The sequence below is a fragment of the Enterococcus sp. DIV0574 genome (assembly GCF_051711125.1).
GTDB classification, from domain to species: domain Bacteria; phylum Bacillota; class Bacilli; order Lactobacillales; family Enterococcaceae; genus Enterococcus_D; species Enterococcus_D gallinarum.
On record NZ_JBIOMA010000001.1, the window covers coordinates 3,012,937 to 3,035,921 of the forward strand.

Annotated in this window: 20 protein-coding genes, 1 riboswitch and 2 other annotated features; of the genes, 5 read left to right on the forward strand and 15 right to left on the reverse strand. The window is 42.7% G+C overall.

Going from position 1 to position 22,985, the window contains the following annotated elements; translation table 11 throughout:
* Positions 1 to 23: 23 nt before the first annotated feature.
* The 7 genes from IGJ45_RS14350 to IGJ45_RS14380 all read right to left on the reverse strand — a co-directional run bounded on the left by IGJ45_RS14350 (position 24) and on the right by IGJ45_RS14380 (position 9,795).
* A complete protein-coding gene (locus IGJ45_RS14350; protein ID WP_096710897.1) occupies positions 24 to 1,904 on the reverse strand; it encodes an ABC transporter ATP-binding protein in 1,881 nt (626 codons plus the stop codon).
* Positions 1,901 to 3,628, reverse strand: coding sequence for an ABC transporter ATP-binding protein (locus IGJ45_RS14355; protein WP_003128145.1), 1,728 nt, complete (start codon positions 3,626 to 3,628; stop codon positions 1,901 to 1,903). Before IGJ45_RS14355 ends, IGJ45_RS14350 begins: the two co-directional genes overlap by 4 nt.
* Complete coding sequence (locus IGJ45_RS14360) at positions 3,612 to 4,301, reverse strand: TetR/AcrR family transcriptional regulator (protein WP_003128144.1); 690 nt, start codon at positions 4,299 to 4,301, stop codon at positions 3,612 to 3,614. The genes IGJ45_RS14355 and IGJ45_RS14360 overlap by 17 nt, the downstream gene beginning before the upstream one ends.
* Positions 4,302 to 4,580: 279 nt before the next feature.
* On the reverse strand, positions 4,581 to 5,561 hold the full coding sequence (locus IGJ45_RS14365; RefSeq protein WP_096710896.1) for an LPXTG cell wall anchor domain-containing protein: 981 nt from the start codon (positions 5,559 to 5,561) through the stop codon (positions 4,581 to 4,583).
* Positions 5,562 to 5,851: 290 nt separating this feature from the next.
* Positions 5,852 to 7,819, reverse strand: coding sequence for a glucose PTS transporter subunit IIA (locus IGJ45_RS14370; protein WP_003128142.1), 1,968 nt, complete (start codon positions 7,817 to 7,819; stop codon positions 5,852 to 5,854).
* 13 nt (positions 7,820 to 7,832) lie between these two features.
* Positions 7,833 to 8,735 carry an N-acetylmuramic acid 6-phosphate etherase gene (gene murQ, locus IGJ45_RS14375; protein ID WP_005470111.1) on the reverse strand — a complete coding sequence of 301 codons (903 nt, stop codon included), beginning with the start codon at positions 8,733 to 8,735 and terminating at the stop codon, positions 7,833 to 7,835.
* Entirely contained in the window at positions 8,722 to 9,795 is a 1,074-nt protein-coding gene (locus IGJ45_RS14380; protein ID WP_005470109.1) for a DUF871 domain-containing protein, read from the reverse strand. The genes murQ and IGJ45_RS14380 overlap by 14 nt, the downstream gene beginning before the upstream one ends.
* Positions 9,796 to 10,036: 241 nt before the next feature.
* Between IGJ45_RS14380 and def the strand changes: the two genes are divergently transcribed.
* Positions 10,037 to 10,600: a peptide deformylase gene (gene def / locus IGJ45_RS14385; protein WP_003128139.1), complete on the forward strand. Its 564-nt coding sequence runs from the start codon at positions 10,037 to 10,039 to the stop codon at positions 10,598 to 10,600.
* Between the two features lie 71 nt (positions 10,601 to 10,671).
* Here def and IGJ45_RS14390 read toward each other — a convergent pair whose 3' ends face one another.
* From IGJ45_RS14390 to IGJ45_RS14425, 8 genes are all read right to left on the reverse strand, one after another.
* Positions 10,672 to 11,874, reverse strand: coding sequence for a M20 family metallopeptidase (locus tag IGJ45_RS14390; RefSeq protein WP_003128138.1), 1,203 nt, complete (start codon positions 11,872 to 11,874; stop codon positions 10,672 to 10,674).
* A gap of 99 nt (positions 11,875 to 11,973) precedes the next feature.
* Entirely contained in the window at positions 11,974 to 12,807 is an 834-nt protein-coding gene (locus tag IGJ45_RS14395; RefSeq protein ID WP_003128136.1) for a MetQ/NlpA family ABC transporter substrate-binding protein, read from the reverse strand.
* Between the two features lie 52 nt (positions 12,808 to 12,859).
* On the reverse strand, positions 12,860 to 13,540 hold the full coding sequence (locus tag IGJ45_RS14400) for a methionine ABC transporter permease (protein ID WP_003128135.1): 681 nt from the start codon (positions 13,538 to 13,540) through the stop codon (positions 12,860 to 12,862).
* Positions 13,541 to 14,617 (reverse strand): methionine ABC transporter ATP-binding protein, encoded by a 1,077-nt coding sequence (locus IGJ45_RS14405; RefSeq protein WP_096710895.1) that lies wholly within the window; start codon positions 14,615 to 14,617, stop codon positions 13,541 to 13,543.
* Positions 14,618 to 14,839: 222 nt separating this feature from the next.
* Positions 14,840 to 15,078: a binding site (T-box leader), on the reverse strand.
* Between the two features lie 75 nt (positions 15,079 to 15,153).
* Positions 15,154 to 15,402 (reverse strand) — a binding site (T-box leader).
* A gap of 53 nt (positions 15,403 to 15,455) precedes the next feature.
* Entirely contained in the window at positions 15,456 to 15,977 is a 522-nt protein-coding gene (locus IGJ45_RS14410) for an isochorismatase family protein (RefSeq protein WP_003128133.1), read from the reverse strand.
* An 11-nt stretch (positions 15,978 to 15,988) separates the two neighbouring features.
* Entirely contained in the window at positions 15,989 to 16,507 is a 519-nt protein-coding gene (locus IGJ45_RS14415; protein ID WP_003128132.1) for a transcription repressor NadR, read from the reverse strand.
* The gene (locus IGJ45_RS14420) at positions 16,507 to 17,400 is read right to left on the reverse strand and encodes a chorismate mutase (protein ID WP_005470101.1); all 894 of its coding nucleotides are present in this window, start codon (positions 17,398 to 17,400) and stop codon (positions 16,507 to 16,509) included. Before IGJ45_RS14420 ends, IGJ45_RS14415 begins: the two co-directional genes overlap by 1 nt.
* A 27-nt stretch (positions 17,401 to 17,427) precedes the next feature.
* Positions 17,428 to 18,126, reverse strand: coding sequence for an NAD-dependent protein deacylase (locus tag IGJ45_RS14425; RefSeq protein ID WP_003128130.1), 699 nt, complete (start codon positions 18,124 to 18,126; stop codon positions 17,428 to 17,430).
* Between the two features lie 222 nt (positions 18,127 to 18,348).
* Here IGJ45_RS14425 and IGJ45_RS14430 point away from each other — a divergent pair, with 222 nt between their 5' ends.
* From IGJ45_RS14430 to brnQ, 4 genes are all read left to right on the forward strand, one after another.
* Complete coding sequence (locus IGJ45_RS14430; RefSeq protein ID WP_003128127.1) at positions 18,349 to 18,651, forward strand: hypothetical protein; 303 nt, start codon at positions 18,349 to 18,351, stop codon at positions 18,649 to 18,651.
* Between the two features lie 136 nt (positions 18,652 to 18,787).
* Positions 18,788 to 18,960, forward strand: a riboswitch (Lysine riboswitch).
* A 109-nt stretch (positions 18,961 to 19,069) separates the two neighbouring features.
* On the forward strand, positions 19,070 to 20,656 hold the full coding sequence (locus tag IGJ45_RS14435; protein ID WP_003128126.1) for an ABC transporter permease subunit: 1,587 nt from the start codon (positions 19,070 to 19,072) through the stop codon (positions 20,654 to 20,656).
* Between the two features lie 12 nt (positions 20,657 to 20,668).
* Positions 20,669 to 21,403, forward strand: a complete 735-nt coding sequence (locus IGJ45_RS14440; RefSeq protein WP_003128125.1) for an amino acid ABC transporter ATP-binding protein — start codon at positions 20,669 to 20,671, stop codon at positions 21,401 to 21,403.
* A 218-nt stretch (positions 21,404 to 21,621) separates the two neighbouring features.
* Complete coding sequence (brnQ, locus tag IGJ45_RS14445) at positions 21,622 to 22,983, forward strand: branched-chain amino acid transport system II carrier protein (protein ID WP_096710894.1); 1,362 nt, start codon at positions 21,622 to 21,624, stop codon at positions 22,981 to 22,983.
* The last annotated feature ends 2 nt before the right edge of the window (positions 22,984 to 22,985 follow it).

Below are 22,985 nucleotides of genomic sequence, written 5' to 3' on the forward strand. Positions count from 1 at the left end.
AATAAAATCGTTGTCTTCTTGTATCAGGCCGCATCTTCTGAAAATTGGCTGTTATACAAGTCCGCATAAAAACCATTCTTAGCCATCAATGTGTCATGGTTTCCGGTTTCGACAATCGAACCATGATTCATCACAATAATATTGTCGGCATCCCGAATGGTAGATAAGCGGTGAGCAACGACAAAACTTGTCCGATTTTCCAACAATTTGTTCATGGCTTTTTGGATGAGAATCTCGGTCCGAGTATCCACACTAGATGTTGCTTCATCCAAGATCAACACATCTGGATCAGCTAAGAAGGCGCGCGCGATCGTAATCAATTGTCGTTGTCCTTGAGAGATATTGCTAGCTTCTTCATTGAGGACCGTATCATATCCGTCCGGCAGCTTGCGAACAAAGTCATCCACGTGAGCAGCTTTAGCGGCTTCGATTACTTGTTCTTTCGTCGCTTTGTCATTGCCGTAATGGATATTGTCATAGATTGATCCTGTAAATAGCCATGTATCTTGTAGAACCATTGATATGTTGCTACGAAGCTCATCACGGGTCAGATCTCTTGTGTCCCGACCGTCGTAGCGAATACTACCGCCGGAAACATCATAGAATCGTTCCAACAGATTAATCAATGTCGTTTTACCGGCACCGGTAGGTCCAACGATAGCTACCATTTCCCCAGCTTTGACGTCTAGATTAAAATCGGTCATCAATAAGTTGTCTGGTGTATAACCGAATTGAACATGGTCAAAACGAACTTTATAGTCGCTTTCTTCCACGGGTAATCCAGAAGGTTCATCTGACATTTCTTCTTCATCCAAGACCTCAAAGACCCGTTCTGCTGATGCAACAGTTGATTGGATCGTATTCAATAAACTAGCAATTTGAGTGATCGGTTGTGAGAATTGGTTCGTGTATTGCAAGAATGCTTGCACATCCCCCAAAGTCATGTTCCCATTCGCTACTTTGATCCCACCCAGAACTGCGACAAAGACATAGCCCAAGTTCTTGATGAAGTTCATCAATGGCATAATGATTGCGGAAATGAATTGTGCTTTCCAACCAGCACTATACAGACGATCGTTTTCTTCTTCAAATACTTTTTGATCAGCCGCTTCATGGTTAAAGGTTTTGACAACGGTATGGCCGCCATAGGTTTCTTCAACCTGATTATTCAGTAATCCCAAGCTCTTTTGTTGCGCAGCAAAGAATTTTTGTGATTTTGGTGCGACGATCATTACGACGATCAAGCTTAGCGGCACCGTTGCTAATGCAACCAATGTCAACTGCCAGCTAATCGTTAGCATCATCCACAACACTCCGACTAAAGTAACAATACTGGTAATAAATTGGGTCAAGTTTTGTTGGAGGGTGCTGGCGATATTATCCATATCATTGATTGCCCGTGACATGATATCTCCGTTTGAATGGGTATCATAGTAAGAAATCGGCAAGCGATTCATTTTTCCTTCTAAATCACGACGCAGTTCATAGACGGTCCGTTGTGATACACGGGTCATGATGAATTGTTGCAAGAAATTGAAAATAGCAGAAATAACATACATACCGATAGCGATCATAATGATTTGTCCTACTTTATCAAAATCGATCGGAAATTCGGTGACAGTTTTTCCAGCTTTCATTTGCTCTGCACCAATCATAACACCTTTAAAGATTTCGGTTGTTGCTTCCCCTAAGATCTTTGGTGTTTGAATCTGGAAGATTACGGCGGCAATCGCTAAAACAAATACCGAAATGATTGCGATAGAACGTTTCGACATATAACCGAAAAGTCGTTTTACCGTTCCCCAGAAATTTTTTGCTTTTGGTCCTTTCGCTCCAATGTTGCGCCCTGGACCGCCACCCATCGGTCCACCGCCGCGAGGTGCTTGGTTTTTCCGTTCACTCATGCCACATCCTCCTCTCTCAATTGAGATGATACGATTTCTTGATACGTTTGGTTTGAGGCCATCAATTCTTCATGGGTTCCTTTACCCACCAATTGACCTTCGTCAAGGACAAGGATCGTGTCTGCATCCATTACTGTACTTACCCGTTGTGCGACTACAACCATAATGCTGTTCTTCATGTCTTTTTTCAATGCCGCTCGCAGCTGTGCATCTGTCTTAAAGTCCAGCGCTGAGAAAGAATCATCAAACACATACACATCGGCTTGTTTCACTAATGCCCGAGCGATCGCTAACCGTTGACGTTGGCCGCCGGAGAAATTTCCGCCGCCTTGTTCTACATGACTGTCTAAGCCTTCGCTCAATTCTGAAACAAACTCTTTGGCTTGTGCGATTTCCAGTGCTTTCCAGATTTCTTCATCTGTCGCATCTGGTCTACCGTATTTCATGTTTTCTCGAATCGTACCAGTAAATAAAACCGCTTTTTGTGGGACGAAACCAACTGAGTCCCGCAAATTATGCTGTGTTACTTCAGCGATATTCACTCCATTGATGCGGATCGCTCCTGATTCGATATCATAGAGCCGAGGCAGCAAATTGACCAATGTCGTCTTCCCAGAACCCGTACCACCAATGATTGCCACAAAATCACCCGATTTTGCTTGAAAATCAATGTCTTGCAGTGCTAATTTTTCTGCACCGTGGTAACGATAGTTGACGTGATCAAAAGCAAGTGTGGCTTGATCACCTTTTAATTGAATCATCTTAGGTGCTTTATCATCAACGATCTCTTCTTCTTCGTCTAATACTTCATTGATCCGATCTGCAGAGGCTTGTGCTCTTGGGACCATCACAAAGATCATTGACAGCATCATAAAACTGATCAAGATTTGCATGGCATACGTCATGAATGCAATCAGATTCCCAACTTCTAATGTCATTTCAGCAATATAATGTCCACCAAACCAAGTGATGGCAATATTGGTCCCACTCATAATCAATGTCATCAAAGGCATCATAAGTGCCACGATAGTATTTACTTTGATGGCCGTGTGGGTATAGTCTTTATTGGCTTCATCAAAGCGATTGGCTTCATACCCGGTCTTATCGAAAGCTCGAATGACCCGCACTCCAGTCAATCCTTCACGGAAGACCAAATTCAGACGGTCAGTTTTTTTCTGCATGCTTTTGAAAAGTGGCACAGCAAAATACATGATTCCACCAACCAAAACGATCATAATTGGAATAACGACTAAAAAGATTTTGGTTAACTGAGCGTCTTTTTGATAGGCCAAGAAGCTTGCTCCGATCAAAGTGATTGGTGCATTGATCATCATCCGCAAGAACATTTGTGCCACCATTTGAATTTGGTTGACGTCATTAGTCGTACGAGTGATCAAAGAGGCAGTTCCGAATTTATCAAAAGAACGTGCGGAGAAATTTTCTACTTTTTCATAAATATCTGTCCGTAATTTTTGCCCCAATTTTTGTGATTCTCTAGTAGCAAAGAATGTATTGCCTAATGCAGCCAGAATACTGATCAGTGAAAAACCGATCATTAAAAAGCCGGTACGCCAGATATAATCAATGTCTCCAGTTGCAACGCCATTATTAATGATATTCGACGTTAATGTCGGTAAATAGAGATCTGCTATTACTTGTACAACCATAAAGGCAACGGCCATCAGTGCCGAAACGAGTGAAACTCGTTTAATCAACTTTGTCATTCTTTTCCCCTCTTTCTTTTTGTGCGCCATCTCTTAGCCAGCTGATTTTGTTATTGAAATCAGTCGTTGCTAGCGAAGGATCATAGGCATGATTTTCTGCTAACTCTCGGTATGCTTCAGCAATCGTAGAAAAAACGGTGTGCATCAACAGTTGGACGAGCATTTTCAATTCATGATCATCCTTGACCCGTAATAAGTCTTTGTCGATCTCAGCAAAAAATTCTTCTTCCCACTTCTGTCTCGCTTCTTGATGCTCTTTGTGAGAGCCGTAGAGTGGTTTTTTGTGGATATCCGGCATCACTTTTCGCAAAGAACGATAATCCATACTCATGAAGAGATTGCGATAAAATTTTGCATTTTTTCCTTCTAACACTTCTTCGATCATCCGAGAAAAATACCATTCAAAGCCAGCAAACAGATCGCCCTTTTCGTGTTGAATGGAACGAATCAAATCCCGCTGACTGTTTTTTTTCAACGTATGAAAATAGTAGTAGTATAAGTCTTCCTTATTTTCAAAATACTGATAAAAACTTCCCCGAGGGATTTCTGCGTCTTTGATGATATTGGCAATCGAAGCATCCTTCAATGGGACCCGAGAAAATTCTTTCTTAGCAGCGCTTAAAATGCGTTTTTGCTTATCTAATGGCAAATGGAAAAACGTATCCGTTGGCATCGTCATCTCTCCTTTCAGTTCAAATGATAAATGACAACAATTATTATGACAGGTTGTCATATGACACTGTGTCATTATACACCCCTCATGAGAGAATGCAAGTAAAAAAGTTTGAATATTTTATGAAAGTCATTTTCTTTATAAAAAGGAAATTCGCTTAGTGATTTCATTTCATTGAAAATAGATTCATTGTCTTTTTCTGAAAACAAAAAAAGCAGCGGCTATTCCTTAAGAAAGGAAGCCACTGCACAACAGCCGTTTTTCGATTTTAAATAACATCTATTTTTTCTTTCTAACCCACAGGACACAGCCTACTCCGACTAACAAAACGACTCCAACGACTGGCAAAAACCAATTGACGGTCTCTCCCGTTTTTGGCAATGCTCGACTGTCCGAAGTAGCACTAGCTACTTCTGTTTTGCTAGTTGTTGTTTGTTCCGACGAAGTGTTGGCAGCAGACGTATCAGAAGATTCGGTATTCCCCGTTACTTCAGAAGCTGCTGGGAGATAATGACCTTGATTCACAGCGTAAATGATCCAGCCAATCCGACCTGGAAACAATGTTTCTGAACCACTGGCAGCTACTTCTTCATCTAAGTGTGACAAAATCGATGTCAACCATTCATCTGAAATTGGCTGTTCCGGGGAAATATAAACACCATTTGTTGGGTAAACAACTTGCAGATATGTTTTTAAGCGATCCAGTTCTGGAATCAACGCTGCAAAAGAAGAGTAGCTGCTTGGATCAAAGGCTAGCTGCGGTTCAATCTTCTCCCAAGATAAGAGATGATCGATAAAAAGAGCGCGAACGATCCGAGCAAAATAGCCGATATCCATTCCCATCACATCTTGGCTATATCGTAATGCTAATGTCTCTGCATCTTTTAATTGCTGATCGGTCAATTGATCCAACTCATCTTGCGTGAAAGCTGTCACACTTCCATCAGTGATGCCTCTAGTAAAAGCAGAGCGCAAATCACTTTGTTCTGTAATGGTTTCTGACTCAGGACTTGCTTGAACGCCTGTTTGAGCGACAATGGCTTCTACCACATCCTCGGGCTGTGTCGTCACGGATTCACTACTTTGTGCAGTGTCAGCGGTTGATTCCATTTCAGTATTCGAAACCGTCGCTTCTGTCGAAATGATTTCTTCAGTTGATTGCGTAGATTGAATCGTTTCTGATGATTCCGCTGTTTCCTCTGCAATGGCAGTAATTGGTAAAAATAATAGACAGCTCATGAACCAGATACTCTTTTTCATTCCTTTACCTCCTCAGGATTCTCAGGATTTCTTTGTAACACGAATGTAACACAATAGTAAATTATTCGCAATGTAAAAAGGCACTTCCTTAAGAAATTTAAAAGATATTCAATGTCTTCCGATGCACTCCGCTTCTTCCCTAACAAAAAATCCCGAACCACTTCAGATGATTCACATTAACAGAAGCATTAACGAGATCATCATTCAGCAGTACGGGACGAAGCGTTCTTAATCACCGAATGACACATGGGTAGAAAAAATTGTACCATTCGAATCTAGCTGTTTTTTAACTATTTGACTTGTACAGTCATCACAGGACTAGCACTTGTGACTGTTCCTTTAGCAGTCATGGTTTCTGAGATAACTTGTTCCATATTGGTGAGTACCACAAGCATATCAGTTGCTTTATTGCTAGCTGCCAATTCTGCCAGATCAACTTCAGCAACTTGTGTAGCGGCAGTCACTTGTTGCCCTTCTTGGACGAGGATATTGAAAGGCTTGCCTTGTAGCTCAACGGTATCGACACCCATATGCAGCAGAATCTCAAGTCCATTTGGTGTCGTGATTCCAATGGCATGTTTGGTTGGGAAGATCGTTGTTACAGTTCCTGCAGCTGGTGCATAGATTTTTCCATTTGCAGGAGCTACATAATATCCGTCACCCATCATTTTTTGAGAAAAAACAGGATCCTTTGACTCTGTAATCGCATGAACGGTTCCTTCAGCAACTGCATATAGTTCAATGGTTTCAGGTGCTGCAGACGTTGCTGGTGTTGTAGCCGTCGTTGAAGTAGCCGCCGGTACTTCTTCATCAACAGCATTGACAGCAGCTAAACGGTCTTTAGGAATCCCAAAGAAGTAAGTAGCCACAAAGCCACCTGCATATCCTGCTAATAAACCAAAGACATAGCCTAACCAATGACCGTTCGCAATCAACGGAATCAAAGCTACTCCAGAAGGTCCAATGGCGGTAGCGCCGATATTCGACAATGCGCCGATAACCGCCCCACCGATTCCGCCTCCGATACATGCCGTAATAAATGGTCGGCCTAATGGCAGTGTTACACCGTAGATCAATGGTTCTCCAATACCTAAAATCCCTACTGGCAAAGCGCCTTTGATCATTTCAGAAAGTTCTTTATCTTTTCGCAGACGAATCCACAGGGCTAATGCCGCCCCTACTTGACCAGCGCCAGCCATTGCTAAGATTGGCAATAACTGTGTGCTGCCAGTTGCTTCGATCATTTGAATGTGGATCGGTGTCAAGATTTGATGTAGACCAAACATGACCATTGGCAAGAAGGTTGCTCCGAGAACAAAACCTGAGAATGCGCCGCCGACATTTAATACCCAATTGATTGAGCCAACCAAACTGTCTGAAATAAACCCAGCTAATGGCATGATCAAAAAGATCTCTGCCAAACCGATCGCTAACAAACACAAAGTTGGGGTAACGATGATATCAATGGCTTCAGGAATCACTCGGTGCAAAACAGTTTCCAGTTTAGCCAGCAACCAGACTGCAAAGATCACACCGATGATCCCTCCTTGTCCAACTGCCAGAGGATCTCCTGTAAAGAGGTTGGTGATTGGGGCTTCTGGATTCATTCCAGTCAATAAGACGACCGACCCAATGACACCACCTAGCGTTGGGTTCGCTTTAAATACTTGAGCTGCATTGACACCTGTGAAGATCACTAAATAAGAAAACATCCCGTTTTTTAAGATATTTAAAATCATGACATAATAATTCCACGTGTCGCCATCGATTTTTCCTGCAGTGATCAAGTTCGTCATAACAGAAGCAATACCAGCAACGAGACCAGCACCGACAAACGCTGGGATCATTGGGACAAAAATATTCGAAATATCTTTCAATAATGACTTGATTGGTGATTGTTTTTGTTTCGCTTTTTGAGCAGCTTTCATTTCTGCTGCTTTCGCATTCACAGCCTCTTTTCCACTGGTGGCTGCCACAGGAATTTCTTGCCCTAGATCAACACCCGCTTGTGCCGCCATGGCATTTGCTACTTTATTGACTTTTCCAGGACCGATGATCACTTGCAGTTGTTCATCGTCCACTACTCCTAAGACTCCGGGAATGTTTTGTAACCCTTGCTTGCTGACCTTGTTGTGATCTCGAACCGTCATCCGTACTCGAGTCATACAATGAGTGACAGAGGCAACATTCTCGATACCGCCTGATTCTTGAAATATTTTTTCTGCTAGTTGTGTAACTGTCAGTTCTTCTTTTGCCATTGATTTTTTCCTCCTATCCTTCTAACGTTCCTTTAACGAACCCTTCTGATTGTACCAGCTTTGCAGCAGCTTCTTCTTTTTCACTATTGGTAAGCAGCATAACGATCGCTAACTTCACATTTTGATCGGCTTTTTCAAAGTAGTCTGCCGCCGTTTCATAATCTGCTTCGGTGGCTTGCATGATGATTCTCTTGGCCCGTTCAACGAGTTTGTCGTTCGTTGGTTTAACATCGACCATTAAATTATTGTACACTTTTCCGATGCCTACCATCGAAATCGTGGAAATCATGTTCAAAATCAATTTTTGAGCAGTCCCTGATTTCAATCGGGTAGAACCTGTCAGAAATTCTGGTCCGCAATCCACTTCGATCGGGAAGCTGGCATGTTTTGAAATTTCTGCTTGTTTGTTGCAGGCGATCGTTCCTGTGGTAGCCCCGATTTCATTTGCATAGTCTAGTGCTCCAATGACATAAGGTGTGCGGCCGCTGGCTGCGATCCCAATGACCATATCATTTTCCGTCAGCTTCAGGTCAATCAAGTCTTGACGCCCTAATTCAACAGAATCTTCTGCCCCCTCAACCGCTACAGTCATTGCTTCTTCACCGCCAGCAATCAAACCGATCACCATATCCGGTGAGACCCCAAAAGTAGGGACACATTCAGCGGCATCTAAAACTCCTAGTCGTCCGCTGGTACCAGCACCGAGATAGATCAATCGTCCCCCTTTTTTGAAAGATTGAATCGTTTGCTGAATTACTTTTTCAATGCTTGGCAATTCCTTTTCAACGGATTGAGCAACTTTCTGGTCTTCGGCATTCATTTTCTGACAAGCCTCTGCCACAGTCATTTCATCCAAGCCAAATGTTGCTTGATTTCGTCTTTCAGTCGTTAAGTTTTCTAAATTAATCATTGTCATTTCTCTCATCTCTTTCTATTTTGAATCGCATTCCTGCTTTGATTTGTTGGAGCAAGGGGAGATCTTCTTCAATCACTTGCGCAGCGACATTGACTTTGTCATCTGCGGGCAGGATTCGCTTACAAATTTGGATTTCCCCCATATAGCGCAAGTAATCTTGATTATCGATAGTCACAGCTCCGACAACCCGTTTTTGAGCAGTTTCTGGGGAAATCAATGGGACTTCAGCAAATCGGGCATTTGCACTGCGAATCACATCTCTTGCCTCATCTTGCCGGTTCTCATGCTCTCCTAAAATATGTTGATAATAGGCAGAACCAATATCCTTTATGCGAAGAAGGACGGTCTGATCGGCTAGATAAGAACTGAATTGCTTCAAAGAAGCAGGGGTCACGATACCATCACCAATGTAGACAGCATCAACGGCACAATCCCTCAACAACTCCAGTGCTGCTGCGAAGGGGCTCATGCTGCGATGCGCTTCCAGTGTCGGCAATCCTTGGTAAAGAGGACCTCTTTTATTCGCATCCCCAGCAACAAAGGCCTGTACAAGAAAACCTTGTTGTTTCAACCACTGATTTTTGGCCTGAAACCATTCTTTGTCTAATCCCGTCTCCGGACGCGGATAGTAATTGTGCCACGCCTCTAGATTAGAAAAATCTGCCTGATAGGTGTTCAACTCGTTAATATCTTTTTCAGTCAATGTACTCGCATTTAAACTAATAGTTATTTTACGAGATAATTGAGCAATGGTCTGATTGTCGATCGCGTAATCCATTCGCAGCCCAGTGACTCCCCGATCCGTCAGTTCATTTAACTCTTTATAGGAAAATCCTGCTTTAGCCAATGCCTCTCCTGAAATATCTACCATTAATGACAACCGATTCTTTTTTGCTATTTCACCAAGTGTTGTCAATCGTTGGCGATAACTGGCGGCATCATCTTCTGGTATATGCATGGATGTAAAAATCCCAGAAAAACCTTGAAGCGCCATTTCTTCGATGGCATCGATGTCTGTGGTAGTCAAATCGGCATTCATAAATACTGAAAACCCAAACATTGTTGATTCCTCCTTGCTGGTACCGTTTTCTACAAAATGATTATACAACGGCCTGTTTGTTTTTGCAACTATATTTCGTAATATATAATTATAAAAAGAAATATAATTTCATAACGGTGTATTTTTTAAGAAAAAGTTGTCCCTTAAACTTTCTAATGCGGTTCGGCCATTAGTTGTGGTACACTTTATAAGGAGTCAACGAGCGCGTAATTTTTACATAGTAGGAGGAATCACATCATCAATGATTACAATGGATGATATTATTCGCGAAGGCAACCCAACTTTGCGGGAAGTAGCAAAAGAAGTCCCCTTTCCATTAAGTGAAGCGGACATTCAATTAGGGAAAGACATGATGGAGTTTCTAGAAAATAGCCAAGACCCAGTGAAAGCCGAAGAATTGAATTTACGAGGCGGAGTCGGTTTAGCAGCACCTCAACTAGATATTTCTAAAAGAATCACTGCTGTTTTAGTTCCTAGTAGCGATCCTGAAAATCCAGAACCTGAATTTAAAGATGTGTTGTACAATCCTAAAATCTTAAGCCACTCCGTACAAGAGGCATGTTTAGGTGAAGGCGAAGGCTGTCTGTCTGTAGACCGGGAAGTACCAGGCTATGTCGTACGTCACGCCCGAATCACGATCAGCTATTATGACATGCAAGGCAAGAAGCAAAAAGTTCGTTTGAAGAACTATGCAGCTATCGTCGTGCAACATGAAATCGACCATTTGAATGGTGTCATGTTCTATGATCACATCAATGAAAAAAATCCTTTCTCATTAAAAGAAGGAATTTTAGTGATCGATTAACGATTAGCAAACAAGAGCGCACTCCCAAGTGGGAATGCGCTCTTGTTTACTTTAGTCGTCATTCATTAGGATTAATTTCCCTTTGCCAAGCTGGCTTGATGGTCCGCTTTGATTTGAGACAACAATTCTGGCTTTTGATAAAGATCTAATGCAGTCAATGCGAGTAATTCCGCTGCGATCGCAATCGAGTTCAGTCCTTTGGTACTACGAGCAGCCGCTTTAAATTCCTCGGAGTGACCAGCAATGTATTCATCCGAAATTGAGACAGTTGGCTGGATCGTGGGGATCACTTGGCTGACGTTTCCTACATCTGAAGAGCCTAAACTTGCTTTTGTTTCCACATCGATCTCTGCTTGGGGAACGCCAACTTCCTGAGTATGGGCAAAGAATAGTTCATCAAAACTTGGTGTTACGATCACATCGTCGACTGAATTCTGGAAGAGTCCAAATTCATAAGTCGTTCCTGTTGCTAAAGCTGCTCCTTTAACGATATTCTCCACTTTCTCATAGACTTCATCTAGTGTCGCCCGATTGGCTGCTCGTAAATAAAAACGTCCAGCTGCATATTCTGGAACAACATTCGCTGCCACACCACCATCAGTGATCACGCCATGAATGTTGACATCTTTCGGCAAATGAAGACGCAACCCATTGATCCCATTAAAAACTTGGATCAATGCCTCTAACGCATTAATGCCTTTCTCTGGTGCCGCTGCCGCATGGGATGCCCGACCATAAAATTTGATATCGACAGGATCATTAGCCAAAGATGCGGTGGTTTTGCCATAGCGATAAGCTGGATGCACGCACAATGCAGCATCGACATCCTCAAAAAATCCTTCACGCACAAAACTGCCCTTTGCTGAGCCATTTTCGCCCCCCTCTTCACCAGGAGTACCATAAACGCGGATTTCTCCTCCTAGTTCATCTACATAAGGTTGCAACGCACTAGCAGCCAATACAGAATAAGTTCCAAAGAGATTGTGCCCACAGGCATGACCGATGCCGGGCAGCGCATCATATTCTGCCAAAAAAGCTAATGTTGGTCCAGGTTTGCCGCTTTGATAACGGGCATCGAACCCTGTACGATGACCAGCCACTTCTTTTTCCACGGTGAATCCTTCTTTTTCTAATTGGGCAATCAGCGCATCTGCAGAATAAAATTCATAGTTGCTGACTTCTGGATGATCATGAATATCCAAAGCTAGTTCTTGGTATTCCGGTAAGCGTTGTGCGATAAATTCTTTAATAGAAGTTTTTACAGTTGTTGTCATATGATTTTCTCTCCCTTTAATATGGACAAATAAGTATGAATAGTCAGTGGTCTCACAGCTCCTGCCTCAGAAAGGTAGGCATTCTTGCTATACTCTTCTTTACTTCGCGCCAAATGTCTCCCAGGCTGGAACGCTAGAACCTTTCGATGTTTCTTCGATAACTTTCTTTGTTTCGTCCGTTTGATAAGCAGCAACAACTTTTTGATACACTTCGTTGTCTTGATCTTCTTTACGCGCAGCAATGATGTTCACGTATGGGCGAGCCGTTTCATCTACAGGCTCTAAGAAGATCGCATCTTCTGTCGGAACAAAGCCAGCATCCACAGCCATTCCGCTATTGATTACTGAAATATCAACATCTGATAATGCGCGGGCAGTTTGGGCAGCATCTAACTCAGAGATTTTCAACTTTTGATTGTTTTCAGTGATATCCGAAACGGTCGGCGTCTGGCCTGCTGCTTCATCAACTTTGATCAAGCCAGCGCTTTGTAGTAACAACAACGCACGGCCGCCATTGGTGACGTCATTTGGAATTGCTACTGTCGCGCCTTCTTTCAATTCCTTGATATCTTTCACCTTGTCTGAATAAATCCCTAGCGGCGCATTGACTGTATTGCCGATAGAAACAAGATCCGTTCCAAACTCTTTATTGTAATTGTCTAAAAAGAACTGGTGTTGAAAAGAATTTATATCGATAGAACCATCTGCCAACGCCGCATTCGGTTGATTATAATCAGAAAATTGAACATATTCTAAGTTGATACCTTCATCTTTCAAACGATCTTTGACATCATCCCAAACATCCGTGTCGGCACCGATCACTCCAAGTTTGACGGTTACTTCTTTCTCTTTTGTTCCAGCATTGCTATTGCTGCACCCAGTAATAAATAATAATGCCGCACCTACCACGATTGCTTTAAGTAATTTTTTCATTTTCTTCCTCCAATAGTTTCTACTTAATTTTATTTGTTTTTTTTTGTCCTTTTTAGTGGCTGACTTTTTTAACCAACAGATTGCTGACAAATTGACTAAAAAAGACCAAAATTAAAATGATCAGTGTCGCCATGATGGTGACGTCGTTTTGGAAACGATTATAGCCGCGGGTGATCGCCAAGTTTCCTAAACCGCCAGCACCAACTGCACCAGCCATTGCGGTCAGTCCAATCACATTGATGATCGTTAAAGCAGAGACGCGAATGATCCCAGCCAACCCTTCGGGTAAATAGACCCGCACAATAATTCCCAATGGACTGGTTCCCATTGCTTCTGCCGCTTCAATAACCCCAGGATCAACTTCTAATAGGGCAATTTCGATTTGACGAGCAAAGAAAGGAATGATCCCTGCAATCAATGGAACCAAAGCAGCTGTTTCCCCAATCGTTGTTCCTACGATCAAACGAGTCGTCGTTCCTAACAAAGCCAATAGGATAATAAAAGGAATGGAACGTACGATGTTGATGATTTTATCCAAAAGTTCAAATAATCCGCGGCTTTCCAAAATACCTCCTGGTCGGGTCACGACAAGAACAATGCCCAAAATGATTCCTAAAATCCCTGCAATCAGTGCTGTCCAAAAGGTCATGTATAATGTTTGGATCGTTGCTTCTACAAATTCATCAGAGATAGCAACGACATTGGGAAAATACCGTTCAAAAAAAGTGCTCATCTAAAATCCTCCTTCAATCACGTTATTCAATGGTTCCGCGTGATTTTGCTTAATGATATTCGTGTAAACACCTTGATCCGCGAGAAAATCTAATGCTCGTTTACGCTGCCCATATTCCCCTGATAAACTAACGATCAAACTACCGATGGGAACATCTTGCAGAATCTCTACGTTTCCGTAGAGGATATTCGTCGTAACTTGATAACGACTAAACAATTGTGCGATCAATGGTTCATTGGTCTGATCCCCAACATAAGACAGTTCCACCAGCCATTCGTTGGCAGCCAATGAGGAGAATTTCGCACTGCCGAGAATCGTTTCCAGCGCTTGATCAATATGAGTAGCAGTCCGAATAAAGTCTTTTGTCAGCGGTTTTGCCGGCTGGCTAAAAATTTGAACACTCTTTCCTTGTTCAATGATCTCGCCATTTTCCATTACAGCGACTTTATTACAGATTTCTTTCACCACTTGCATCTCATGAGTGATAATGACGATCGTCAACCCTAATTTACGATTGAGTTTTTTCAATAATGCAAGTATCTGTAATGTTGTCTTAGGATCAAGTGCGCTAGTCGCCTCATCGCAGAGCAAGATCTCTGGGTCGTTGGCTAATGCTCGTGCGATGGCGACTCGCTGCTTTTGTCCCCCTGAAAGTTGACTAGGAAACGACCTTGCCTTTTCTTCCAGTCCAACCAAGAACAGCAATTCTGTCACTTTTTGACGACGTTCCTGTTTGGAGATTCCTGCATATTTCAAGGAAAAATCCACGTTGTCAAAGACATTCCGGCTATCCATCAAATTGAAATGCTGAAAGATCATTCCGATCGTTTTCCTTTTTTCTCTTAATGCTTTAGCCGGTAATGCGGTCAATTCAGTCTGATTGACTACGACACTCCCTGACGTTGGCCGCTGCAATAAATTGATTACGCGTACCAGGGTACTTTTACCCGCGCCGGAATAGCCGACGATCCCATAAACATCGCCTTTATCTACTTCTAGTGACACATTTTTGACCGCTTGGATCGTCTCCTTGTTTGGTTGTGTAAATGTCACCGATACATCCTTTAATGAAATCATTTTTTTCCTCCTTATTATCGCCGATTGATTAACTAGTTGATTTTTGGGGATGATCAACTACGCTTCCTCCGGTCACCTACTACTGCTCATCATCTGCTCGTCTACTCTATGCTTCGCCTACAGTTGCTTCTAAGCTGACGCTAAGAAGAACTTGCATGGTCTTTGACCAATCGCAGTGATTCACAGCAAAAAGGCGTCCTCAAGCAAGCCAGTTATGGCTTGCTTGAGGACGCCTTTTTGCGTGTTACCACCTCAGTTTAAGCTATATTCACATATAGCTCCTCTTCGAGTACGATCATACTCTAGCAAGATAACGGATGCTGCCGTCGCCGCCTTGCATCATTGCTCGGGACGAATCACTCCTTGGCCATTTTCCAAAATTCGTTTCCTGCTTCTTTTCAGCTACCGAAGCTCTCTGTTTAGGAACATTCCTTTTGTACTTACCAATTCATCGTGTTGACTCTATTTTTTTATGCCGCTTTTTATTTTCAAAGATCGATGAAAACAAAAAAAGTCCTTTTACCAGCATCTGCTGATAAAAGGACGATCACTCGTGTTACCACCTTTTGTTCAGAAGGTTTCCCTTCCCTCAACCCAACGTCTATCAAGAAAATTCCATCAAGAGATTGGTGCTCCTTTTAACGGTAGAGCAGATTCCGTGATTGCCTACTTATCGACAATCAATCCTCCAAGGCCATTTTTCAACGTTTCAGACTTAACTCTTTCCACCAACCAGAGTCTCTCTTTAAAGTATCTACGATTACTTTCCTTATTAACGGATAGTTATTCTTGTTGAAATGTACTTTACCGGAAAAAGGATACCTTGTCAATCAGAAAACTATTTTTTTTCAGAATTTTTTGGCAATGCTAGAATCTGGGCATAGCGATCTTGCCAGATCCGCTCATACCAATGAATGATTTCAGCAGCTGACCAGCCTTCGGATGCATAAGTAGTCGTTGCTTGCTGATACAACACATTCTGATACCCTAATCCATGGGCAAATTTGATCGTGCCATCCATACAAAATTCAGTTTGCGCACCGATCCATTCGATGCTGCGAACATGGTGCTTTGTCAACAAGGACTGTAAGGAGGTATTGAAAAAGCTATTCGCATGAGTCTTGCGCAAAAACAAGTCGGTTGCTTGCACAGCCAAATCTGGATGTAAGAGCCATTCATCTGTTTGGTAGCCGAGTTCTTCTTCCTCATGCTGCACAAATAAAACGGGGCGTTGTGCATGACGGTAAGTTTGGATCCGCTGGTTGGCAAACAACAGCAGCGAATCGAGATGATCCAGTTTGGTGCCATTGTTTGAACACACGCCTTTTTGTAAATCAACGATGATCAGAATATCTTGCATCCACTTCTCCTTTAGTTTTGGTATAAGATTCCTTTATCAGCCAACAATTGCTTTGCTTGCTCTAACTCTGCTGCTTCTTGGTAGCGTAACGTATGGAGATGGATCCCATTGGTCAAATCAGAAAGCAGGCGGGCTTGTGAATGCTGGTATTTCCGCATAAAGTCTGCGACATCTTGTTCCGTTTTGATCCGCAGATTCCCTGTTAATTCCCCATAAATCTCATGCTCAACGATCACATCAATCACTTCGATTCCGCAAGAGACAAATGTCAACAATTCTTCTTCTGTTTGTTCCGGACGGTGTTGCACAGCAAGTTTGCTGACATGACCTGTCTCACTTGCAGCTTCTAAGCGGTAACCGCGAGCGGTAGCCACGATAGCCTCTCCTGCTGCTCGCAACAAGGCAATGTCACCAACGATGATTTGGCGGCTGACACCTAACTTACCCGCTAATTTACTAGCACTGATCGGTTTCTCGGCGGTCTGCAACTGCTTGATGATTGCTTCCCGTCGTGTTGCTCCATCCATCATTATCCCTCCAATTGATTCTTTTGATAAGTGCGAGAATGTTCCATGATCGACTCAAAGGTTACGACAATCGTTTCTTCGAAGGCTTTATTGGAAACGGACTGGCGAACATTGTTCAAAACAGCTTCTTCCCGAGATTCATCCAGAACTGCTGTCTGTTCCTGTTTTTTCCATTGGACGATTTCACTGACTGCTGTCATGCGTTTTTCTAATAATTCTGTCAGTTCTCGATCAATCGCATCGATCGTCTCCCGTTGATGATCGATAGCAGCAACGACTTCTGTCGTGCTTTTAGTTGCGGGAGCGACATCTTTTGCGATCTCTTCGATGGTTTCACCAGATTCAATGGTTTTGATGATCCGAGCTGGATTTCCAGCGATCACCACGTTATCAGGGAACGATTTAGTCACGACACTTCCCGCACCAACGACCACGTTATCGCCTAAGCGAACACCTGGAAGGATAACTGCACCGCCACCGATCCAAGCATTGTCGCCAACTGTAATTGGTGCGCCATACTCAAGGCCACTATTACGCTTGACTGGATGCAATGGATGAGAAGCTGTAAAGAGACGAACATTTGGTGCTAGCATACAGTTATCACCAAAGGTAATGGGACAAACATCTAAAAAGATACAATCATAATTGGCATAGAAATTTTTTCCAACTGAAATATTATAGCCGTAATCAAAGCGGACATTCGGTTCGATATAGATACGGCCAGCCACTTGACCAAATGTCTCTTTTAGCAGTTGTTCTTTGATCATCGGTTCGGATTCCCGATTGATCAAGTGCATTTGTTCTCTGGCAAATTTGCGATCGGCAACTAATTCTGGATCTGGTGAAAAATACAATTCACCAGCAATCATTTTTTCTTTTTCTGTACGTTCTGTCATAATGTGCCTCCATACTCCTTTTCAATTTTAGTGTGAGAGTTTTGCAAAAACTGTTTCCCCACTTGCTAAAACTTGAGGAGTCGTATTTTGTTCAAGCATTGTTTGGTTGATGATCAAGCAATTCTGGCTATTTTGATACTGCAACAAACCAGCAAAAGGATAGACTTGTAATGAGGTGCCTACCACGACCACTAGCTGTGCATTGGCCACAGCGTTGATAGCTGCAGTAATTGTTTCTTCGCTGAAACCTTCTTCATACAAGACGATCGCTGGACGAATCTGTCCACCGCAATCGGCATGATGCCAGTCTGTCAAATAGGTTTGCCAAGGAACTTCTGCACCGCATTGACGGCAGTAACAGCGGTAAAGGGTTCCGTGGAAATCAATACGCTGCTGACTCCCCGCCTGTTGATGGAGGCCATCAATGTTTTGCGAGACTACCCAAACGTTCCGTTCTTGAGCGAACTCTGCCATCGTCTGATGGATCACATTGGGCTTTGCTTCAGGATGGTAGAGATGTTTGACAAATTGATAAAATTTATCCGGCTCTCTGACCATACAAGTATGACTCAACAGATATTCTGGCGCTTCAATGCCATGATAAATCCCTTTCAAAGAGCGGTAATCCGGAATACCGGAAGGGGTTGAAACGCCCGCTCCTGTCAAAAAAGTGATAGACTCGGCAGCTTGAATCTTTTCGACAGCTGTTTCAATCGATACTAACATTTTGCTGAACTCCTTCCGTGATTGTTCTACTTTTTAATAGTATACCTAATTTCCCCATTTTTTATAACCATCATCCGCGATTTTTCACAAACCTTCCCTTGAAAAAGCCTCAACAGGAAGGAAATCTTCACTTGGAATTTTCAGCTCATTTCATTGATTCTTTCATGACATTCTACAAAAAACGTGGTAAACTATTCACGAATCAAAGTGAGGTGAAATACATTGGTAGCATCTATTATTTATTGGGCAATGATCATCATCAGTTTCGGCTGGTTGGCAGTTAGCTTATACTTCTCTATTTTCTATTTATCTCGTAAAGAAAATGGAAATCTATGGGCGTTTGCTTTCTTAAATGTCATCACAGCAATCATTCAAGCACTCGTTCTATTGGTTTATCGTACATTAGGTCAAGACTGGGGCGTTACACAATACTCAAGTCTCATTTATTTAGCTCTAGGCTTATTACTAGGTCTGACAGTTATTCAAGCTGTCTTAGGCCGCGAACCAAAAGCCAAAGTTGCTTAAAGTAGCCGAAAGTAAAGAAAAGCAGTTCCCTTTTCCAAAGAAAAGAGACTGCTTTTTTTGTTGAAAAGAATTGACAAATCCACCTTTTTCTTCTACACTCGATTAAGTATCATAATCAAATACGAGTATCCTTTAACATTTAGGTAGAGGTCGCGAGGTTCATTAATCCTGCTGAGTGAAGCAACACGTCAAAAGCAGAGCTAGGGAACATCGCCGAAACAAAATGATTCTTGCTTGAATTATTTTGTTGGGACGCAAGTGAACAACTTGCGTACTGTCTTAGCTTGGCTAAGTTGCGCTATGTTTTGTGAAAGGTTTGTCGACGAAATTGTCAACAGCCGTTTTCCAATCATGGAGTACGGCTGTTTTTTTGTTACCTTTGCCTGTCTGTAGTGCCACTCGTGAAAGGAAAGAGAAAATGAAGAAAATGAATTGGTTTTGGGCATTTTTCGCCCTCTGTTTCACACTTGTCAATGTATCGATGACTGCTCATGCAGATGATCAAACTCCAGCTGATCAGTTTCGAGTGGGGATGGAAGCGGGTTATGCCCCTTTCAACTGGACCCAAACCACCGATGCCCATGGAGCGGTACCTATTTCTGGCGAGAAAGGGTCTGCCTATGCTGGCGGTTATGACGTTCAAATCGCGAAGAAAATCGCTGATGGTCTTGGCAAAGAATTAGTGATCGTCAAAACACAATGGGATGGCCTGGCACCTGCATTACAATCAGGGACCATTGATGCGGTAATCGCTGGGATGTCCCCTACAGCCGAACGACGGGAACAAATCGATTTTACCGATCCTTACTACGAATCGAACTTAGTCGTTGTCGTTCAAAAAGATGGTAAATTCGCAAATGCGAAAAGTTTAGCTGATTTGACAGGTGCAAAAATCACCGCCCAATTAAATACATTCCATTACACAGTGATCGATCAAATTCCAGAAGTACAAAAAGAACAAGCCATGAAAGATTTTTCTTCCATGCGCGTCGCGTTGGCTTCAGGCATCATTGACGGGTACGTCAGCGAACGTCCTGAAGGCGTCACTGCTACAGGGGCAAATCCTGATCTGAAGATGATCGAATTTGCCGAAGGTCAAGGTTTTGAAACCAACCCAGAGGATGTCCAAGTTGCCGTTGGTATGCGCAAAGGTGACCCCGATGTCCAAAAGGTCAACGAGATTCTAGCGACGATCCCTCAAAGTGAACGCACGAAACTCATGGATGCGGCTATCGAAGAGCAGCCTGCGGACACCAGCGGAGATTCAGCGAATCAAGGTCTGCTGGCCGATTTCAAAAAAATCATCGATGACTATGGTTCTCTATTTTTACGAGGGGCAGGATTGACGCTTTTCATTGCGATCGTTTCTACTGTCGTCGGATTATTGATTGGTCTATTAGTCGGTGTCTTTCGGACGCTGCCAGCTGCTGAAAATCCTGTAAGTCGCTTTTTCCAAAAATTGATCAATGCATTATTGACGATCTATATTGAAGTTTTCCGTGGCACACCAATGATGGTACAAGCTATGGTCATTTTTTATGGGACTGCTCTAGCATTTGGTGTTTCCATGAATCGTACGATTGCGGCATTATTGATCGTTTCTATCAATACAGGAGCCTATATGTCTGAAATCGTCCGTGGCGGGATCTTTGCAGTGGATGATGGTCAATTTGAAGCAGCACAAGCAATTGGAATGACTCACTGGCAAACGATGTTCAAAGTTGTCTTGCCACAAGTTATGCGAAATATCTTACCAGCAACAGGTAACGAAATCATCATCAATATCAAAGATACTGCCGTGTTGAGCGTAATCAGTGTCGCCGATCTTTTCTTCCAAGGAACATCGGCTGCCGGAACAAATTATCAATACTTCCAAACATTTGCGATCATCGGTGCAATCTATCTCGTTTTGACAATCTCTGCGACTCAAATTTTACGTTTTGTTGAACGCAAAATGGATGGTCCTAGTTCTTATGTCAAACTAGAAGATATCAACCCAGAATAAGGAGGAAGACAGATGTCAGCAATTATCGAAATCGATCATTTAAAGAAAAGTTTTGGCGACAATGTCGTTTTGAAAGACATTAGTCTTTCGGTCAATAAAGGTGAAGTCGTAACGATTATCGGCTCCTCCGGTTCAGGGAAATCCACACTGCTTCGGTGTATCAATCTTTTAGAAAAGCCAACCAGTGGAAAAATCATTTATATGGGCGAAAATGTCCTAGAAAAAGGATACAGCTTACCAAACTATCGGACTCATTTAGGGATGGTGTTCCAGTCCTTCAACCTTTTTAATAACATGGATGTTCTGGAAAATTGTGTCACGGGCCAAGTCACTGTTCTAAAAAGAAATCGCGCCGAAGCAGAAAAAATTGCTCGGGAGAATTTGGAAAAAGTCGGCATGAGCCGCTACGTCAAAGCAAAACCGGCTCAATTATCTGGTGGACAAAAGCAACGGGTAGCCATTGCCCGGGCATTGTCAATGGATCCTGATGTGATGTTATTCGATGAACCAACTTCAGCTCTTGATCCAGAGATGGTCGGAGAAGTTTTGAAAACGATGAATGCGTTAGCTCATACTGGGCTGACTATGGTCATCGTGACCCATGAGATGGGCTTTGCTAAAGAAGTCTCTGACCGAGTGATCTTCATGGACAAAGGTGTGATCGCTGAAGAAGGCACACCAGAAGAAATCTTTATCCATCCAAAAGAACAGCGGACGAAAGAATTTCTATCGCGGGTACTTAATTGATCCTGTGCTGAACTAGGGTACAAGTTGCAGACAAAATGATTTAGACGAACAGTCAGTGCCTTCCTGTCTTACAAGAGGGCATTGCTTGTCCTTACCGAATCATCTTCTTGTCGCTTGTTCCCTGGTTTCTTTTTTTGGCCTTGGTCAACTAAGAGTTGCTATTTGATCATTTTTTTGTTATTTTTTTTAAAACTAGAGAACTATAGGAGTAAGTTGATATGAAGAAAAAGTTACGTATTCAAGACTATTTGTATGTTGGTTCTATGTTGTTTGGTCTATTTTTTGGTGCGGGAAATTTGATTTTCCCAGTGCATATGGGACAAGAAGCTGGTAGTAATGTAGCCCTTGCCAATTTAGGTTTCTTAGTGACCGGAATTGGGTTACCATTCTTAGGCGTTATCGCATTTGGTCTTTCCCAAAGTACGGGTGTCTTCGAATTAGCTTCACGGATCAACCGCCGTTATGCCATTATTTTCACTGTGTTGCTTTATTTAGTGATTGGTCCTTTTTTTGCACTCCCTCGGTTAGCCACAACTTCCTTTGAGATCGGACTTGTACCCTTTGTTTCCCAAGATCTCCAAGCACCCTTGTTGGCCGTATTTTCACTATTATTCTTTGGGGCTGCGTGGTGGTTCTCACGCAAGCCTAGTAAGATATTGGATTACGTAGGAAAATTCTTGAATCCCCTCTTTTTGGTATTGCTTGGCTTACTTTTAGTCTTTGCTTTTACGCAGCCAATGGGTACAATCCAAGAGGCGCCTGTTTCTCCGCTTTACCAAGAACACGCCTTCTTCACCGGCTTCACAAATGGGTACAATACGTTGGATGCACTAGCCTCATTAGCCTTTGGCATCATTATTGTGACTGCGATCCGTAACATGGGTATCACGAAACCTTCCGAAATCGCGAAAGATACGATTCTTTCTGGCTCTATCAGTATCTTTCTGATGGGGATCATCTACACATTGCTTTCCTACATGGGAGCGATGAGCCTAGGAAAATTTGGGATCAGTGCCAATGGTGGGATCACTTTAGCACAAGTAGCCAACCATTACTTAGGCCGCTCTGGAAGTCTGCTCTTAGCATTGATCGTCATTTTAGCTTGTTTGAAAACTGCGATCGGATTGATCACCGCATTTGCCGAAACCTTTGCAGAATTGTTTCCTGCAAGAAGCTACTTGTTTTTCAGTGCTGTTGCCAGCATTCTACCGGCGATCTTTGCAAATATCGGTCTGACGAAAATCATTGAGTTTTCAACTCCTGTTCTGATGTTTGTCTATCCGCTGGCCATTACATTGATTTTGTTGGCGATCATTAGTCCATTGTTCCAGCATCGTGCCAGTGTGTACCGTATGACCACTTATTTCACCCTGGTGGCAGCCGTTATTGACGGATTAAATGCTTGCCCGGCATTGATTAGAGACACTGCTGTCGTTCAGCAGTTATTGAAATTTGCAGAGCAATACTTGCCGTTCTTCAAAATCGGCATGGGTTGGCTGGCACCTGCAATCATCGGTTTCATCATAGGTCTCGTTTGGGCTTGGTGCAAAAAAGAACCGAAATCCGTCAAAAATCATTAATT